The following is a 16,327-nucleotide window of genomic DNA, read 5'->3' as shown; positions in this document are numbered from 1 at the left end:
TCCGCATGAGCGCTCTCTCGTAGAACCGCAACCCGACTCTCCAGACCTCCCGTAGGTCCAGTCCGGCCGTTTCTCTCGCGCCCCCTCCGCAGATCTGCCCCGCAGATCTCGGCACATCCCGCATCCGCTGGCCGCCTCTTCGGCCTGCGTCGACGCCTGCTCTCCCGCACCGTTCGCAGCTGCATCCGCAGCCGACGTGCGGTGCTTCCGCACCCATCATCACCATCACTTCCGAAGGAACCACCGTGAACACCACGTTGCACCGCAGCGACATCCACCCGCCCGATATCGAGGACCACGAGGTCCTCCAGATTCCCCGCCCCGATGAACTGCGTCGCCTTTCGATGGCAGATCGTCTCTCCCTCAGGATCGGCCTCTGGCTCTTCCAGAGGGCACAGCGTCCGCGGCACACCCGTCGCGGCCTGCGCATCGATCCGGCCGACCTGTTCCTCCTCGGCGAGCAGCGTCATCGCTCCGCCGCAGAGTCGTACGCCCTGCTCACGTACGACATGCAGCGCGGCATGCGCTGAGACCGTCGAGGCCGTGACGAGCATCTCCGCGACGGCGCCCGCTCGCCTCACCCGCGAGCGGGCGCCGTCCCATCACAATCCCCTCCACACACCCCGCACGGAAGAACAGACATGAAGACCATGGAAACCACGATCACGCCGCTGGTCGTCCCGGCCAGCCTCCAGAGCGAGGATGCCGCCGAGTTCCTCGCCTTCGGCGAGCTCAACAGGCGCGTCTGCGATGAGCAGGTGGGTCTCCCCGACCTCGCGCCTGACGCCGCTCAGATGCTGCCGAACTGGCAGGATGACACGGACGCACTCGACGTGGGCTTCGTCGCCCGGATCGATGGCGGCATCGTCGGCATGGTGACGATCTCCTTCGCGCAGGAAGCCGATGCTCACGCCGCGGAGATCGACCTGCTGGTTCCGTCGGCCCACTGGGGCCGTGGCGTCGAAGAGGCGCTCCTCGACACAGCGGAGGCGGAAGCGCGCGCGCACGGTCGGAGTGTCCTGCAGATCTGGAGTCTGCACCGTCCCGAGGAGAGCGAACGGATGCTGGTTCCCCGCACGGGGTGGGGGCGCGTACCGGCGACGCCGCTCTCCGACCTCGTGGAGGCACGCGGTTTCGTCCTCGAGCAGGTGGAGCGCAACAGTGAGTACGACCTCCGAGGCGACCCGGAACTGCTTCGCGCGGCCCTGAGCGACGCGATCGCTCTGGCGGGCGAAGACTACGCACTGCTCGAATGGGACATGCCCACGCCTCCGGAGCTGAGGGCAGGGTTCGCCGCTGTGCTCGCCCGGCTGTCCACGGACGCACCCAGCGGCGACATGGACTTCGTCGAAGAGGTCTGGGACGCCGAGCGGGTGGTGCGGCGTGAGGCGCGACTGCTCGGCGCCGGGCAGGCTGTCTCCGTGGCGGCAGTGCGTCATGTCCCGTCCGGGACCATCGTCGCGTACAACGAACTCCTCATCGCCGCCGATCGCACGGGTGTGACGCACCAGTTCGGAACGCTGGTGAGCAAGCACCACCGTGGCCATCGTCTGGGAACCATCGTGAAATGCGCCAACCTGCTCCGCTGGCGCGAGCTGATGCCTGAGTCGACCGTCGTCTCCACTTTCAACGCCGAGGAGAACCGGCCGATGCTGAACATCAACGAGGCCATCGGCTTCGTGCCGGTCTCCTACGCCGGGGCATGGCAGAAGAAGCTCTGACGAGGGTGCGGGCCCGATCTCATTCTCCGGGATGACGTCGAGCCCGCACCGTCATCCGCCCGGGCGACGACCGAGCCGGGCGGGACGGCGAGGCTGGAATCATGAACATCCCCGTGATCGAAGCCCACGCCCTCAGCAAGAACTTCGGGTCGACACGCGCCCTCGCAGGCGTCGACCTCGCCATCCATCGCGGTGAGTCCGTCGCCATCATGGGAGCCTCGGGTTCGGGTAAGACCACTCTCCTCCACGTCTTGGCGGGGATCACCGCACCTGACGCGGGCGGAGTCGTCTTCCGCCCCGCCGAGGGATCCGCTATCGAGGTCACCGCGCTCGGAGAGTCAGCGCGCTCACGACTGCGACGCGAGAAGTTCGGGTTCGTCTTTCAGCAGGGCCTTCTCATCCCCGAGCTGACCGCGGTGGAGAACGTGGCCCTCGCCTCGATGATCAACGGCATCCGACGTCAGGACGCCGTGCAGCACGCGGCATCCTGGCTGGCGGCTCTCGGACTCGCCGGGATGGAGGACCGCCGGATCGGCGAGCTGTCGGGTGGGCAGGCACAGCGCGTCGCCATCGCACGCGCCCAAGCCACCGGCGCGGAGGTCGTCTTCGCGGACGAGCCCACCGGAGCGCTGGACTCCACCACGTCCTCGGAGGTCATGGACGCGCTCCTGTGGTCCACGACCGGACAGGGCCGCACCCTCGTCGTCGTCACGCATGACGCCGAGGTCGCCGCTCGGTGCACGCGAACGATCGCAGTGCGCGACGGACGGATCATCTCGTCGGCGGTGACCGCATGAACCGCAATGTGCTCACCCTCCTGCTTCGCCCCGCTCCCGGTCAGGGCAGCGTTATCGCTCTGCCGGTCGTCGCCTTCGCCGTGGTCACGACGCTGGTTCTCACCGTCATCGGCGGGGCGCAGTCGTTCTGGGGATGGACCGACGAGTTCGCTCCTCTGTATCAAGCCCTTGCGGCCATCGCCCTCGTGCTGCTGGTCGTCCCGCTGATGTCCGTCGGCGGAGCGGCAGCTCGACTCTCCGCGCGTCGACGCGACGAACGACTCTCCACGCTCCGTCTGCTCGGTGTGTCGCCGGCGGGCGTGACCGTCGCCACCGTGGCGGAATCCGTGCTCGTCGCCGCGGCCGGTGCCCTGGTCGGTGTCGTCGCGCACGTCGCCCTCAGCCCCCTCATCGGACTCATCCCGTTCCGCGGCGAAGCCCTCGGATTCGGTGCCGTCGTCCTCCCGCCGGCGCAGACGGCCCTCGTGGTGGCGGCCGTGCTCGCCCTCGCGTCGACGAGTGCGATCATCGGTCTGCGTCGTGTCGTCATCTCACCGCTCGGCGTGCGCACACGCACCGATGTTCCCAAGGTGCACTGGATCCGGGCGGTGTTCGCCGTCTGTGCGATCGCCGTCGCGTTCGTGCTGATCAAGGTCTTCCCTTCCGTGGGCGGACTCGTCCTCACGATCGTCGTACTCGCCGGCCTCTTCGGCGCCGTGCTGGCAGTGCTGAACCTCGTCGGGCCGTGGGTGCTCAAGGTGGTCGCCTCAGGGCAGCTCCGTCGAGCCGAGCGACCGGAGCGACTGCTCGCAGCCCGCATCGTGCTGGACTCGCCGAAAGCGGCCTGGCGGCAGGTCGGTGGTATCGCCATGGCGAGCTTCATGGCCGTCTTCGCCGGTACCGGAGTCGCGCTCTTGAGCATGATGAGCACCTCCGATGCCGCTGCCGCCGACATCGCGCTCGCCGATGACATCCGGACCGGTCTCATCATCACGCTCATCGGCTCCTTCCTGATGGTCGCGGCATCGGTCGGGGTCAACCAGGCCTCAGACGTCCTCGACCAACGCGAGCTGCACCGCAGTCTGCATCACCTCGGTATGCCTCTCGAGACCGTGGACAGGGCGCGACGGCGGGCGATCATGTCACCGCTGCTGGTGACCGCGATCGGCTCCGCGCTCGTGGCCGCGATCCTCGTGTTCCCGTTGGTCGGAATCGCGCTGATCACGGCGCCCGAGTCGCTGCTGACCATCGCGCTCGTGGTGTCGGTCGGGATCGGTGTCGTCTGGGCGACGACGTGGGCGACCCGTCCACTCCTGCAGCGCTCCTTCGTGGCTACGTGAACACCGTGCCGCCTCTATGGGGTTTCGGTGAGCATGCCGGGGTGTGGCGAGAACTGTCGCCGCGGGCTGTGATATCCGTGGGGGATGACGTTCAGAGGTCGACGCCGAGCACAAGCGAGATTCGAACAGAAAGTAGCGACTCTTGCGTCGGCCATGAAGCACGAAGCAGGCAAGAACCACGCGCTGCAGCAACAAGTAGCTGGCCTGGTCGCGGAAGTCTCGAGCATCAAGAGGTCGCGTACATGGGTGTGGGTCGGCGGCGTGACCGCGATCGGCAGCGCCCTCGCTGCTCTAGGAACGCTGTTCTTCTCAATGGCTCAGCTCGCCCCCCTCTACGCTCAGGCAGAGTCAGCCCAAGCACAGACTCAAGCGCTTCAGCGCACATCCGATTGGGCGACGGTCGGTGCTGTGACGGTGTCGGTCGAGGAAGGCATGTTCGTCCTGGAGAACCGGTCCCGCAGCGCGATCATGTCCACGACGACCTGGCTCGTGGGAAGCACCGAGGGTTGGGATCGGTTCGATGCGATTCGCTTCGACCTGGAGGGGATTCCGGCCTGCAGCAGCGTCTCCGTACCGGTCGCCGAAGTCACGCGATGGCCCGAGCCGATCCGGGAGCTCACCTGGGTCGAACCACGGAAGAGCTGGGACTGGCCCGAGTTCGTCGACGCCTACACGTACATCATCGCCCCTTCAGGCGGGCTGTACTCGACATCGTCACGGGGCGGCGTCGTGGATCACGGAGTGGTGGGCATGGTGGATCAGGCCTCGGCGAACTACGGAGAACGCGAGTCACCCATACCGGTGAACGTGGACGATCCGACGACTCTCGTGTGGGTCCCGGACACCTTCTGGGAGTTCCGCGACGTCCAGGTCGCCCATGCGGGCGAGCCGCTTTGGGCAGGCGCCCCGCTCATGGGCGCTGATAACGATTCTGTGATCACGCCACTCAGCTGCTATTCCTGATGAGCCTCTCGATCCGCGCTATCTCGGCAGCCGCTGGCAGCGCGGGCAGAAGTGAGAGCCGCGGTTCATGAAGCTCTCGCGCACGATGGGCGTTCCGCACCGCGGGCAGGGCTTGCCCTGCTGCCCGTAGGCGTTGAGCGAGTGCGCGAAATAGCCGGCTTGGCCGTTGACGTTGACGTACTGCGCATCGAAGCTGGTTCCGCCCTCGGCGAGGGCTTTCGCGAGCACGAGCCGGACCTCGGCGAGCAGCCTGCGGACGGCCTGCGTCGACAGACGATCGGCCGGCGTTTCGGGGTGTATCCGCGCTGCCCACAGCGACTCGTCTGCGTAGATGTTGCCGATCCCGCTCACGACACCCTGATCGAGGAGAACACGCTTGATCGCACTCCCCCGTCGCCCCAGAGCTGCTCGAAAGCCACGGTCGTCGAATGCCGGATCCAGGGGGTCACGAGCGATGTGCGCCACCTGAGTCGGGATCCGCGATCCGCCGTCGTCGATCAGCGCGTCGACGGCGAGGGATCCGAAGGTCCGCTGATCGGCGAAGACGATCGCGAGCTCGCCGTGCCGGGGATGCTCGATTCCGATCCGCACCCGCTCATGTCGTTCGGCCCCCGCGTCGGGCGCGCGCAACAGCATCTGACCGCTCATTCCGAGATGCCCGATCAGCGCAGAATCCTCGTCATCGAGCGGCAGCCACAGGAACTTCCCGCGGCGCGATGCGTCGGTGAACATGCGTCCCTCGAGGCGAGCGACGAAGTCAGCGGCACCGGCCACGTGACGAGTGAGGGCGCGCTCATCGAACACGCTCACCGCGGTGATGGTCGATCCGATCACGGCCGGTGCGAGGCCTGCGCGGACGACCTCGACTTCGGGAAGTTCAGGCACGCTCGCTGAGGGTACGCCACACGCTGAGGGCTGCTGCCATCTCGGCGGTCTTCTTGCTGCTGCCGACACCCGTCATGCTCACGTCGCCCACGCTGACCGTGGCCAGGAAACGACGGTCGTGGTCTGGTCCGCTCGCCTCGACCGAGTAGCGAGGCGGGGTGGCGCCGAGCCGGGCGGCGAGCTCCTGCAGGCTGGTCTTCGGATCCATGGCCGCACCGTAGCGCTCCGGGTCAGCCAGCAGGGGCTTCGTCAGTCGGAGCACCAGTTCCGTGGCAGCGTCAGGACCTGCCGAGAGGTAGGTCGCGCCGATGACGGCTTCCATGGTGTCGGCCAGGATGGAGTCCTTGTCCCGACCGCCGGTCTGCTCCTCGCCACGGCCGAGCAGCAGATGGCTGCCGAGGTCGATGCCCCGAGCCACCTCGGCGAGGGCGACGGTCGACACGACGCTGGCTCGTCGCTTCGCCAGCTCGCCCTCGTCGAGATCAGGATGCGTGGTGAAGAGCATGACGGTCACCGCCTGCCCGAGCACCGAGTCACCGAGGAACTCGAGCCGCTCGTTGTGCGGGATGCCGCCGTGCTCGTACGCGTAGGAGCGGTGGGTGAGGGCCAACTCCAGAAGCTCCGCGTCGATATCGACGCGGAGCTTTTCTGGGAGAGGTCTCGTCCCCCCGGGGACCTCCGTCACGGTACGCGACTCAGACGTCGGCGACCTTGCGGCCCTTGTACTCAAGGAAGAGCTCGGTGCCCTGCGAGTCGGTGACGACCTTGGCCTGGTGAGGACGACTGTAGACGACCTGGCCGTTCTCGATGGTCTTGACGAGCGCGACGGGCGCCGCCTTCCACTGCGCGCGACGCGAGCGGGTGTTCGAACGGGATACCTTGCGCTTCGGGGGGTTACCAGCCATGACTAGCTCTCTTCTTTCTCGGCGGCACGAGATTCTTCCGTGCCGTCTTGGTCTGTGATGTTCTGGAGCGCACTCCACCGAGGATCGATGGGAGCGGCCTGCTCCGTTCCGGTGCTCACGGTCAGTCGTTCACCCGTTTTCGGGTCGAGACCCGGGCAATCCGGCTGACACACCGGCTGAAAAGGAAGTGCCAGTACGGCCGCATCCCTGACGAGAGTTTCAAGATCCACGTGGTCGTCTTGAACCTCGAAGTCAGTTTCTTCCTCACCAGGATACGCGAAAAGCTCCTGGAACTCGACTTCGACGGGCCGAGTGATGTCCATCAGGCATCTTCCGCACACGCCGGCGTACTCGGCCTCGGCGATTCCCGACACGAGGATGCCCTCGTGCACCGACTCGAGGCGGACATCGAGATCGAGCTCGGAGCCGGCCTCGTACGACACGATCCCCTCACCCCATGACTCGGCGAGGGCGACGGTGAACTCGTGTTCCCGCATCTCCCCCGGACGCCGGACGATGTCACGGACGGGGAGCACGAAAGGGCCGTTCATTCGAGAGCGCACACTCCCATGCTACCGGCCGCTGCACGCTGTCGTCCTGAATCCGCGTCCAGGCGAGAGGTTCAGATCCCTCGGGATCCCGTGTCCAGGAATGCAGCGACCGCGGGCGGAACGAAGGGACTCACATCGCCACCGAGAGACGCGACCTGGCGGACGAGGGAACTCGAGACCATGGCGTGCGAGGGGTCGGGAAGGAGGAAAACCGTCTCGATGCCGGCGAGGTGTCTGTTGACGATCGCCATCGGTGACTCATACGCGACATCGATCTGCGAGCGGATGCCCTTCACGAGCACTCCCGCGTTGACGTCACGGGCGTAGTCGACCAAGAGCCCCATGCTCCACGAACCGATCACGATCTCGCCCTGCATGCCGTCGTCGGCGATCGACCTCTCCAGCAACGAGAGCCGCTGCGCGATGGGGAGCATCGCCTCTTTGCCCGGATTGTGCACGACCAGCACGTGCAGCTCGTCGTAGAGGGCCGCGGCGCGCCGGATCACATCGAGGTGACCCAGGGTAGGCGGATCGAAGGAACCCGGGACGACGGCGATCCGGCTGCTCATGGTTCCAGCCTAGGGCACGCCGGTTCCCCGTCAGTTCTTCGCCAGCGCCGCCCGATCCTCGTCGCTCACCCGGCGCCCGATGGCTTCGCGGAGACCCGGGTGATCAGCCAGCTGCGGGTCGGCGGCGAGGATACCTTCCGCGACCTCGCGTGCGCGGGTGATCAGCCCTGCGTCCTTCACCACCCTGAGCAGCTTCAGAGAGGAGCGAACGCCCGCCTGGGCGGCGCCCAGCACGTCGCCTTCGCCGCGCAGCTCGAGATCGACCTCCGCCAGGGCGAACCCGTCGAGAGTCGCCGCCACCGCATCGACGCGCTCACGGGCCAGCGTGCCCGCCTCGGCCTCGGTCACGAGCAGGCAGAGCCCTGGCACGCCGCCTCGACCGACCCGGCCGCGGAGCTGATGCAGTTGAGAGATCCCGAACCGGTCCGCGTCGAGGACGATCATCGTCGACGCGTTCGGCACGTCGACGCCCACCTCGATCACGGTCGTGGCCAGGAGCAGATCGATGTCACCGCGTGCGAACGACTGCATCACGGCATCCTTCTCATCCGCTGGCATACGACCGTGGAGCACGGCACGCCGCAGTCCGCCCAGCGTCGGATGGGTCGCCAACGCCTCATCGAGCTGCACCACGCCCCAGCGCGGCCCTGACGCTCCCTCCGGAGCGAGTGCCTGCTGCTCCCCCGCCTCTGTCGTCTTCTTGGCCGTGTCGATCGCGGCGCACACCGCGAAGACCTGCCGTCCCTGGGCGATCTCCTCGGCGGCGCGCTCCCACACACGGTTGAACCACCCCGGGTGCTCTGCGAGCGGGGCGACGAAGGACTCGATGCCGGCACGCCCGGCCGGCATGGTGCGGATCACGGAGGTGTCTAGATCGCCGAAGACGGTCATCGCGACCGTCCTCGGGATCGGAGTCGCGGTCAGCACCAGCGCGTGCGGACTCGATCCCTTCGCGCGCAGCGCCTCGCGCTGCTCGACGCCGAACCGATGCTGTTCGTCGACGACGACCAGACCGAGATCGGCGAAGGTGGTCTTCTCGCCCAGCAGCGCATGAGTACCCACGACGATCAGTGCCTGACCCGAGGCGACCCGCAGGGCAGCCTTGCGGCGATCGGCCGCCGCCATCTGACCGGTCAGGAGTGTCGGCATCAACAGCGGCGCGAGATCGGGACCGAGCATCTTGGTGATCGAGCGAAGGTGCTGCCCTGCGAGCACCTCCGTCGGCGCGATCAAGGCGGCCTGGCCGCCGCTCTCCGCCACCTGCAGCATCGCCCGCAGAGCGACCAGGGTCTTGCCGGAGCCGACTTCTCCCTGGACCAGACGGTTCATGGGCCAGGCGCCCACGAGGTCCGCGGCGATCTGTCGTCCCACCGTCTCCTGGTCGGCGGTGAGCGTGTACGGGAGGCTCGCATCGAAACGTTCGAGCAACCCGCCGGGCATCGAGGGGCGAGACGTGGCGGCCAGCGCCCGGATCGCATCGCGCTGCTGGAGGAGTGCCGTCTGCAAGGTGAGGGCCTCATGCATCCGCAGCGTCCGCACGGCCGGATCGATGTCGTTCCGCGTCCGCGGGCGATGCACGAGCTCCAGAGCCTCGCGCGCGGTGAGCAGTTCTTCCCGCTCCCTGATCTCCGCGGTCAGGGGATCGGGCGCCTCTGCCAGGTCGTCGAGAACCCGACCGACGAGTCGGGCGATCTGCCATGTCTGGATCGTGGACGTGGCGGGGTAGATGGGGATCGGCACGGTGGCGCGCGCGTCGGCGCTGCGACGGGCGGCGTCCTCGTCATCGAACAGCTCGTACTCGGGGTGGGCGAACTGCGTCACGCCGTTGAACTCCCCCACCTTGCCGGAGAACACGCCGCGACGACCGACTGCGAGGTCCTTCGAGCGCCACTCCGCCGCGCCGACGTTCTTCGCGAAGAACGTGAGGGACATGCGTCCGATGCCGTCGCCGATCACGACGTCGACCATCGCACCGGGACGGTTCCGCATCCGTCGGAAGCTCGAGGAGAGCACCTCGGCCACGATGGTGACTGTCTCGCCGAGCGGGAGGTCACGGATGGGCGTCAGCTCTCCCGGATCGGCGTAGCGGCGAGGGTAGTGGGACAGGAGGTCGCCGACGCTCTTCATGCCGAAGGCCCGACCGAGCGTCTTGGACGACGCCGCACCGATGGCGTCCTCCAACGAGGAATCGAGCGTGAGCGACATGCTCCGAGTCTAGGGAACACGACGGACACGGCGGGCACGCGAGCTGTCGTATCGTGAACGGGTGACGAGGATCATCGCAGGCAGCGCGAGAGGGGCCCGGCTCGAGGTTCCGGGCTCGGGAACCCGACCCACGAGCGACCGTGTACGCGAATCGCTGTTCGGCGCACTGGAGTCCCTGAGCGCCATCGCCGGTGCACGGGTCCTCGACCTGTACGCCGGCTCGGGTGCCCTCGGACTCGAGTCGCTCAGCCGTGGAGCAGCGAGCGTCGAATTCGTGGAACGCGGTCGCCAGGCCGCAGCCATCGTCCGACGCAACGCGGAAGTCGTCGCGAAGGCGGGGAGCCTCCCGCTCGGACGCGTTCACGAGAGCACGGCGCATGCCTTCCTGCATCGCGCCGTCGGACCCTACGACCTCGTGTTCAGCGATCCGCCCTACGACCTCGACGACGCGGCCATGACGGCCGACCTCGTCGCGCTCGCACCGCTGCTGTCCTCGGACGCGGTGGTGGTGGTGGAACGAGCTCGTCGGTCCACGCCTCCGGACTTCGGCGCCGCGAACCTGGAGCAGTTCCGCGAGAAGTCGTACGGCGACACCACCCTGTGGTGGGCCGAGCCAGCGACGGAGGACGAGGACCCTGGCCCCGTGGGTCAGCCCGCGGCCGAGTCCCAGTCCCGATAGGGATCCCAACCGCTGAGGTCGACCGGCTGCTCATCGCACAGCAGGTCCTCATCGCCGGCGGCGCGCACCCTACCGATGGCTCGGAACGCCGGCGGCAGGAGCGCCTCGGGAAAGGTGGCGAGCAGCGCGTGATCCTCTCCCCCGGCGAGAGCTCGCGCCGGATCGGCGCCGAGGAGCGCACTGTCGAGGGCGATCGTCACGCCGGACGCGGCAGCCATCCGTCGCGCATCGAGTGCCAGCCCGTCGGAGATGTCCATCATGGCGGTCGCGCCGGCCGTCGCCGCCACCGCACCGAGACCGATCGGGGGCGACGGGCGCAACTGCGCCTTCACCGCTTCGCTCTCGCCTGCTGCGAGAGCGCCAGGGTCGACGGGCACCGGCACATCCCCATCCCGGAACCTCCCGAACAGAACGGCGAGACCGCGTGCCGCGTGACCGAGCTCCCCGGCGACGGCGACCACGTCACCAGGACGTGCGCCGCTCCGCGTCACCGCTGCGCGTCCCTCCAGGTCGCCCAGGGCCGTGACCGCGACGGTCAACGTGTCGGAGACGGTGAGATCACCACCGACGACCGCACAGCCCGGCGCGAGCGCGGCACAGGCATCCCGGAAGCCGTCGGCGAGTCGCTCGACGAAGGAGAGCCGCATTTCACGCGGCACCGCGAGTGCGACCAGGAGCGCCGTCGGGCGCGCGCCCATGGCAGCGACGTCCGCGAGATTCACCGCCGCGGACTTCCAGCCGAGGTCGTATCCGCTGGACCAGGCGAGGCGGAAGTCGGGGCCGTGCACCAGCGTGTCGGTCGTCGCCACCACGGAGCCCGACGGGGTCGCTATCACTGCGGCGTCATCGCCCGGCCCGATGAGCGCGTGCGAGGCGGCCGGTGTGCGTGACAGTATCGCGCGGAGAATGCGCCCTTCGGGCACATCTCCCAGGCGTGGATCGTCGGCGTCGGGTCGGGAGGGCATGCTGTCAAAGGTAGCCTGGAAGCATGCCCCGTTCCCGTCGCCTCGCTGCCCTCGCCGGAGCAGCGGCACTCAGCGCTGTGCTCGCCGGCTGTGCGACCACCGTACATCTCGAGCCCGCAGCGGATGCGAACAACCCCGCATGCGCGAACGTGTCTGTACTGCTCCCGGAGAGCGTCGGCGGTCTCGATCGCGTCTTCACCGATGCGCAGGCGACAGGTGCGTGGGGAGACCCCACGGTCGTTCTGCGCTGCGGCGTAGAACCCCCTGCTCCGTCCGCGCTGGTGTGCACGACCATCGGCGGAGTCGACTGGCTGGTCCTCGAGCAGGAGGAGGAGCGTCAGCGCCTCGTCACATTCGGTCGCGACCCTGCGGTGGAGGTCACGATCAAGCGCGGCGAGCAGATCGACTTCCAGACCATCGTCGACAAGATCTCGGCCAGCATCCAGTCGGGGCTTCAGCCTGCCACCGGGCAGTGCACTGATCGCGTCGAGTTCCCCGCAGGCTGACCCCCCGAGGAACCGGACGCTCAGCGGCGAAGGCCGGCTTCGACGAGCTCGGTGATGAGATCGCCGTAGCTCAGACCCGACGCGACCCAGCACTTGGGGAACATCGAGATGGGCGTGAACCCCGGCATCGTGTTGAGCTCGTTCACCACGAGTTCGCCGGACGGTGTCAGGAACATGTCGACACGCGCGAGCCCGCGCCCGTCCACCGCCTCGAAGGCCTGGACACCGATCTCCTGGATGGCGGTGCGCTCTGCCTCAGTGAGGTCCGCAGGACACACGACGTCCACACCGTCCCCACCGAGGTACTTGCCCTCGAAGTCGTAGAAACCCCGCGACGTCAGCACGATCTCCCCGGGGAGCGATGCACGGACGCCGTCGACGCCCTCGAGCACGGCGACCTCGATCTCGCGGCCGCTCACGCCGGTCTCGATCAGCACCTTGTCGTCCTCGGCGAACGCCACGGCCAGCGCCGCATCGAGTTCGTCGGCATTCTCGACCTTGGAGACGCCGACACTCGAGCCCGCCCGCGCGGGCTTCACGAACACAGGAAGACCGAGGCCCGCGGCCCGCGTGCGCACGTCGGAGGCGTCACGGTCCCAGTCCTTTCGCCGCACCGTCACCCAGGGCGCGACCGGGATCCCGGCCGCCTCCAGGGCGATCTTCATGAAGTGCTTGTCCATGCACAGTGCGGAATCGAGCACGCCACCACCGGCGTAGGGAACCTCGAGCGTGTCGAAGTATCCCTGGATCGTCCCGTCCTCGCCGTGCGGTCCGTGCAGGATCGGGAGCACGACATCGATCTCACCGAGGCCCGCGACGGAGCCGTCGGTCTGCACCACACGGAGTGAGCGATCGCCTCCCGGCTCGGGCCACAGGACACGCGTGCCGTTGTCGACGACCTCCGGGAGGTGCTCCGCGTCCAGGGGGAACTTCGCCGGGTCGTCGTCCTCGAGCACGAAAGCGCCCTCGCGAGTGATCCCGACGGGGATCACGTCGTATCGGTCGCGATCAATCGCCCCCAGAACGCCCCCCGCCGTTGCGGAACTGATCGAATGCTCGCTGGAGCGCCCGCCGAAGAGCACCACCACCGTCTGCTTGTCCATGGTTGGTCCTCTCACCCTGCGGGGTGTCGTCGTCCGTCGTCAGGTGGGGTGCGATGTCCCGCGGATCCATCTTGCCGTCGAGCACCATCTTCACCTGCTCGACGATGGGCATGTCGATCTCCGCCTCGCGCGCCAGCTGGAGGATCGGCGCGACGGACGCGAGCCCCTCTGCGGTCTGCTGCATCTGCTTCACCACGTCCTGGAAGCTGTACCCCTGTCCGAGCAGACGCCCGGCGGTGTTGTTGCGACTCAACGGGGACTGGCATGTGGCGATGAGATCGCCGAGACCCGCGAGACCCTGGAGAGTCTCCGGATGCGCGCCGTTCGCCACGGCGAAGTCGGTCATCTCCACCAGTCCGCGGGTGATGATCGACGCCTTGGTGTTCTCGCCGTAGCCCACGCCGTCGACGATCCCGATCGCGACCGCGATCAGGTTCTTCAGGACGCCGCCGAACTCGGTCCCGATCACGTCGGTGTTCACGAAGGTGCGGAAGTAGCTGTTCCGTGCTGCGCGTGCGACGATCTCCGCCGTCTCCTGGCTCCGCGACGAGATGACGGCTGCGGTCGGCTGCTCACGGGCGATCTCGAGTGCGAGGTTCGGCCCGGACGCCACGGCCACGCGATCGGGGTCGCAGCGCAGCTCCTGCTGGATGACCTGACTCATCCGCAGCCCGGTGCCGCGCTCGACGCCCTTCATGAGGCTGATGATCTTCGTGTCGCTGTCGGCGATCAGCGGCCGCAGCGCCTTCAGGTTCTCCCGCAACGACTGGCTCGGCACGGAAAGGTAGACCTGGTCGGCGCCGTCGAGCGCGGTCGCGAGCTCATGCGTCGCAGCCATGGTGCGCGGAAGGTTGATCCCTGGCAGGTAGCGGGAGTTCCGCTTGCCCTCGTTGATCTCCTGCGCGAGCTCGGCTCGGCGCGCCCACATCGTCACCTGCGCGCCGCCGTCGGCGAGGATCTTCCCGAAGGTCGTGCCCCAGCTGCCCGCGCCGATCACGGCGACTCGTGGACCGACCGGCGCGGTTCTCTTAGGAGTCAAGGCGTCCCGTCTCCTTCTGGCCGTGGGTTGCGGGATTCCAACGTTCGGCCGGTGCCTTCTCGTCGCGGATCTCCTCGAGGAGCGCCGTGATCGCGTTCATGAGCCGAGTGGTCGCTTCGTTGAGGGCTGCCGGCTCCCCGGCGCGCCCTCGCAGATCGGACACGTCGACCGGGTCGCCGATGAGCACCGTCACGGGCTTGCGCAGCGGCCAGAGGCTCAGACCCTTCTGGTAGCGCCCCATGATCTCCTGCGTGCCCCACTGTGCCATCGGGATCAGCGGGATGCCGTCGGCGAGTGCCAGTCGCACCGCGCCCGACTTGCCGCGCATCGGCCACAGGTCGGGATCCCGCGTCAGCGTGCCTTCCGGATAGACGATCACGCCGCGGCCGTGCTCCACGAGCTCTTCCGACTGCTTCATCGTCTGACGCGCGGACGCCGCAGAAGACGTCCGCGCGACGGGGATCATGCCCGTGCGGTGCAGGAACCAGCCGAGAACGGGAACCTTGAACAGGCTCTCCTTGGCCATGAACCGCGGCGCACGACCGGCACGCCACACGGCGACCGCGACGATCAGCGGATCGAACTCCGAGTAGTGGTTGGGCGCCAAGATGTAGGAACCCTGCTGCGGCAGCTTCTCGGCCCCGCGGATCCGGATCTTCGCGATCAGCGACACCGGGGGGATGACGAGCGCCGCGAGCGGCCAGAAGATGCTCGGACGCTTCGTCTCCGATGAACGGGACGTCACGGCGGTCACCGGATGACGTCGAAGTCGGCGCCGAGCGCGTCGAGCTTGGCGAGGAACTTCTCATACCCCCGGCTCAGGATGTCGACACCCGACACCTTCGATTCGCCCGTGGCCGTCAGGGCTGCGATCACGTGGCTGTATCCCCCGCGAAGGTCGGGGACCACGATGTCAGCACCGTGCAGCGGCGTGGGGCCGGTGATGACGGCGGCCTGTTCGAGGTCGCGACGCGGCACGCGGCGCGGTCCGTCCTGCAGACCCCGGGGGTGCACGACGATGTCGGCACCCATCTTCACGAGCGCGTCGGTGAAGCCCATGCGGTTCTCGTACACCGTCTCGTGCACGACCGATCGACCGTGCGCCTGGGTCAGTGCGACCACGAGCGGCTGCTGCCAGTCGGTCATGAAGCCGGGGTGCACATCCGTCTCGATCACGACCGGCTTGATGTCGCCGTCGCGACGGAACAGGATGCCGTCCTCCTGGATGTCGAACCAGCCGCCAGCCTTGCGGAAGACGTTGAGGAAGGTCAGCATCTCCTGCTGCTTGGCGCCGCCGACGAAGATCTCACCGTCGGTGGCCAGCGCTGCGGAGGCCCACGATGTGGCTTCGTTGCGGTCGAAGATCGAGCGGTGGTCGTAGCCGCGGAGCTTCTCCACGCCTTCGATCACGATGACCCGGTTCGGCTCGTAGGAGATGATCGCGCCCATCTTCTGCAGCACCGCGATCAGGTCCATGATCTCGGGCTCGATGGCCGCGTTGCGCAGCTCGGTGACGCCTTCGGCACGGACTGCTGTCAGCAGCACCTGCTCGGTCGCGCCGACGCTCGGGTACGGGAGGTGGATGTTCGCGCCGTGCAGGCGGGTTCCCCCGGTCGAGAGGCGGATGCCGCTGGGGAGCTTCTCGACGATGGCGCCGAACTTGCGCAGTGCGTCCAGGTGGAAGTCGATCGGACGGTCGCCGATGCGGCAGCCGCCGAGGTCGGGGATGAACGCCTGGCCGAGACGGTGCAGCAGCGGGCCGCAGAACAGGATCGGGATGCGCGATGCCCCCGCGTGCGCGTCGATCTCCTCGAAGTGCGCGGACTCCACATCGCTCGGGTCGAACACGAGCGAACCGGGCTCATCGCCCTCTGAGACGCGGACGCCGTGGACTTCGAGCAACGAGCGGACGACGGCCACATCGCTGATCGCCGGCACATCGCGCAGTGTGCTCACGGTCTCGCCGAGGAGCGAGGCGACCATGGCCTTGGTGGCCAGGTTCTTCGCGCCCTTGACGTCGACGCGTCCCCGGAGCGGGCGTCCGCCGCGAATGGCGAGGACGTCTCCGGTGAGTGCAGGGACTCCGTCCGGAAGAGCGTCGCGCACAGGTGTCGTCATTC

18 protein-coding genes are annotated in these 16,327 nt (G+C 67.9%); 7 read left to right on the top strand and 11 right to left on the bottom strand.

From position 1 onward, the window contains the following. Nucleotides 1-245 precede the first annotated feature (245 nt). The 5 genes from HDC31_RS08480 to HDC31_RS08460 all read left to right on the top strand — a co-directional run bounded on the left by HDC31_RS08480 (nt 246) and on the right by HDC31_RS08460 (nt 4,800). A complete protein-coding gene (locus tag HDC31_RS08480) occupies nt 246-530 on the top strand; it encodes a hypothetical protein (protein ID WP_061017650.1) in 285 nt (94 codons plus the stop codon). A 111-nt stretch (nt 531-641) separates the two neighbouring features. Next, on the top strand, nt 642-1,721 hold the full coding sequence (locus HDC31_RS08475) for a GNAT family N-acetyltransferase (protein WP_113681913.1): 1,080 nt from the start codon (nt 642-644) through the stop codon (nt 1,719-1,721). Nucleotides 1,722-1,822: 101 nt separating this feature from the next. Continuing rightward, nucleotides 1,823-2,518 (top strand): ABC transporter ATP-binding protein, encoded by a 696-nt coding sequence (locus HDC31_RS08470; protein ID WP_046748454.1) that lies wholly within the window; start codon nt 1,823-1,825, stop codon nt 2,516-2,518. Further along, nucleotides 2,515-3,837 carry a permease gene (locus HDC31_RS08465; protein WP_179516012.1) on the top strand — a complete coding sequence of 441 codons (1,323 nt, stop codon included), beginning with the start codon at nt 2,515-2,517 and terminating at the stop codon, nt 3,835-3,837. Before HDC31_RS08470 ends, HDC31_RS08465 begins: the two co-directional genes overlap by 4 nt. 153 nt (nt 3,838-3,990) lie before the next feature. After that, nucleotides 3,991-4,800 (top strand): hypothetical protein, encoded by an 810-nt coding sequence (locus HDC31_RS08460; RefSeq protein WP_113681912.1) that lies wholly within the window; start codon nt 3,991-3,993, stop codon nt 4,798-4,800. A gap of 18 nt (nt 4,801-4,818) precedes the next feature. On the opposite strand, the gene mutM is transcribed toward HDC31_RS08460, so the two are convergent. From mutM to HDC31_RS08430, 6 genes are all read right to left on the bottom strand, one after another. After that, nucleotides 4,819-5,685 (bottom strand): bifunctional DNA-formamidopyrimidine glycosylase/DNA-(apurinic or apyrimidinic site) lyase, encoded by an 867-nt coding sequence (gene mutM, locus HDC31_RS08455; protein WP_061017640.1) that lies wholly within the window; start codon nt 5,683-5,685, stop codon nt 4,819-4,821. Continuing rightward, nucleotides 5,678-6,370: a ribonuclease III gene (gene rnc, locus HDC31_RS08450; protein WP_113681911.1), complete on the bottom strand. Its 693-nt coding sequence runs from the start codon at nt 6,368-6,370 to the stop codon at nt 5,678-5,680. The genes mutM and rnc overlap by 8 nt, the downstream gene beginning before the upstream one ends. Before the next feature lie 10 nt (nt 6,371-6,380). Beyond that, complete coding sequence (gene rpmF / locus HDC31_RS08445; protein WP_017830754.1) at nt 6,381-6,590, bottom strand: 50S ribosomal protein L32; 210 nt, start codon at nt 6,588-6,590, stop codon at nt 6,381-6,383. 2 nt (nt 6,591-6,592) lie between these two features. Beyond that, nucleotides 6,593-7,141, bottom strand: coding sequence for a DUF177 domain-containing protein (locus HDC31_RS08440; protein ID WP_046748451.1), 549 nt, complete (start codon nt 7,139-7,141; stop codon nt 6,593-6,595). A gap of 71 nt (nt 7,142-7,212) precedes the next feature. Next, a complete protein-coding gene (gene coaD / locus HDC31_RS08435; RefSeq protein ID WP_046748450.1) occupies nt 7,213-7,710 on the bottom strand; it encodes a pantetheine-phosphate adenylyltransferase in 498 nt (165 codons plus the stop codon). A 30-nt stretch (nt 7,711-7,740) separates the two neighbouring features. Then, nucleotides 7,741-9,915 (bottom strand): ATP-dependent DNA helicase RecG, encoded by a 2,175-nt coding sequence (locus HDC31_RS08430; RefSeq protein WP_179516011.1) that lies wholly within the window; start codon nt 9,913-9,915, stop codon nt 7,741-7,743. 61 nt (nt 9,916-9,976) lie between these two features. Between HDC31_RS08430 and rsmD the strand changes: the two genes are divergently transcribed. After that, a complete protein-coding gene (gene rsmD, locus HDC31_RS08425; RefSeq protein WP_058630593.1) occupies nt 9,977-10,594 on the top strand; it encodes a 16S rRNA (guanine(966)-N(2))-methyltransferase RsmD in 618 nt (205 codons plus the stop codon). Here the strand turns inward: rsmD and thiL are convergent. Next, nucleotides 10,564-11,559 (bottom strand): thiamine-phosphate kinase, encoded by a 996-nt coding sequence (gene thiL / locus HDC31_RS08420; protein WP_113681909.1) that lies wholly within the window; start codon nt 11,557-11,559, stop codon nt 10,564-10,566. The genes rsmD and thiL overlap by 31 nt on opposite strands. 23 nt (nt 11,560-11,582) lie before the next feature. On the opposite strand from thiL, the gene HDC31_RS08415 reads away from it, so the two are divergent. Then, on the top strand, nt 11,583-12,065 hold the full coding sequence (locus HDC31_RS08415; RefSeq protein ID WP_113681908.1) for a DUF3515 domain-containing protein: 483 nt from the start codon (nt 11,583-11,585) through the stop codon (nt 12,063-12,065). Nucleotides 12,066-12,085: 20 nt separating this feature from the next. Here HDC31_RS08415 and HDC31_RS08410 read toward each other — a convergent pair whose 3' ends face one another. Genes HDC31_RS08410 through murA form a run of 4 tightly spaced genes read right to left on the bottom strand, consistent with a single transcriptional unit; the run spans nt 12,086 to nt 16,325 of the window. Continuing rightward, nucleotides 12,086-13,168, bottom strand: a complete 1,083-nt coding sequence (locus HDC31_RS08410) for a D-alanine--D-alanine ligase family protein (protein ID WP_113681907.1) — start codon at nt 13,166-13,168, stop codon at nt 12,086-12,088. Continuing rightward, the gene (locus tag HDC31_RS08405; RefSeq protein ID WP_113681906.1) at nt 13,074-14,207 is read right to left on the bottom strand and encodes an NAD(P)H-dependent glycerol-3-phosphate dehydrogenase; all 1,134 of its coding nucleotides are present in this window, start codon (nt 14,205-14,207) and stop codon (nt 13,074-13,076) included. Before HDC31_RS08405 ends, HDC31_RS08410 begins: the two co-directional genes overlap by 95 nt. Next, nucleotides 14,197-14,961 carry a 1-acyl-sn-glycerol-3-phosphate acyltransferase gene (locus HDC31_RS08400; protein ID WP_046748443.1) on the bottom strand — a complete coding sequence of 255 codons (765 nt, stop codon included), beginning with the start codon at nt 14,959-14,961 and terminating at the stop codon, nt 14,197-14,199. Before HDC31_RS08400 ends, HDC31_RS08405 begins: the two co-directional genes overlap by 11 nt. Further along, the gene (murA, locus tag HDC31_RS08395) at nt 14,958-16,325 is read right to left on the bottom strand and encodes a UDP-N-acetylglucosamine 1-carboxyvinyltransferase (protein ID WP_113681905.1); all 1,368 of its coding nucleotides are present in this window, start codon (nt 16,323-16,325) and stop codon (nt 14,958-14,960) included. Before murA ends, HDC31_RS08400 begins: the two co-directional genes overlap by 4 nt. Between the last annotated feature and the right edge of the window lie 2 nt (nt 16,326-16,327).

The sequence above is a fragment of the Microbacterium sp. JAI119 genome (genome assembly GCF_013410135.1).
Taxonomy (GTDB): domain Bacteria; phylum Actinomycetota; class Actinomycetes; order Actinomycetales; family Microbacteriaceae; genus Microbacterium; species Microbacterium oxydans.
This window is presented reverse-complemented; position numbering and strand designations above follow the sequence as displayed.

Excerpts from the sequence above, each read along its gene's own strand:
- coaD (WP_046748450.1), bottom strand. The coding sequence starts at position 7,710 with ATGAGCAGCCGGATCGCCGTCGTCCCGGGTTCCTTCGATCCGCCTACC.
- HDC31_RS08410 (WP_113681907.1), bottom strand. The coding sequence starts at position 13,168 with ATGGACAAGCAGACGGTGGTGGTGCTCTTCGGCGGGCGCTCCAGCGAG.
- HDC31_RS08440 (WP_046748451.1), bottom strand. The coding sequence starts at position 7,141 with ATGAACGGCCCTTTCGTGCTCCCCGTCCGTGACATCGTCCGGCGTCCG.
- rpmF (WP_017830754.1), bottom strand. The coding sequence starts at position 6,590 with ATGGCTGGTAACCCCCCGAAGCGCAAGGTATCCCGTTCGAACACCCGC.
- HDC31_RS08430 (WP_179516011.1), bottom strand. The coding sequence starts at position 9,915 with ATGTCGCTCACGCTCGATTCCTCGTTGGAGGACGCCATCGGTGCGGCG.
- HDC31_RS08460 (WP_113681912.1), top strand. The coding sequence starts at position 3,991 with ATGAAGCACGAAGCAGGCAAGAACCACGCGCTGCAGCAACAAGTAGCT.
- thiL (WP_113681909.1), bottom strand. The coding sequence starts at position 11,559 with ATGCCCTCCCGACCCGACGCCGACGATCCACGCCTGGGAGATGTGCCC.
- murA (WP_113681905.1), bottom strand. The coding sequence starts at position 16,325 with ATGACGACACCTGTGCGCGACGCTCTTCCGGACGGAGTCCCTGCACTC.
- HDC31_RS08470 (WP_046748454.1), top strand. The coding sequence starts at position 1,823 with ATGAACATCCCCGTGATCGAAGCCCACGCCCTCAGCAAGAACTTCGGG.
- HDC31_RS08465 (WP_179516012.1), top strand. The coding sequence starts at position 2,515 with ATGAACCGCAATGTGCTCACCCTCCTGCTTCGCCCCGCTCCCGGTCAG.
- HDC31_RS08415 (WP_113681908.1), top strand. The coding sequence starts at position 11,583 with ATGCCCCGTTCCCGTCGCCTCGCTGCCCTCGCCGGAGCAGCGGCACTC.
- HDC31_RS08475 (WP_113681913.1), top strand. The coding sequence starts at position 642 with ATGAAGACCATGGAAACCACGATCACGCCGCTGGTCGTCCCGGCCAGC.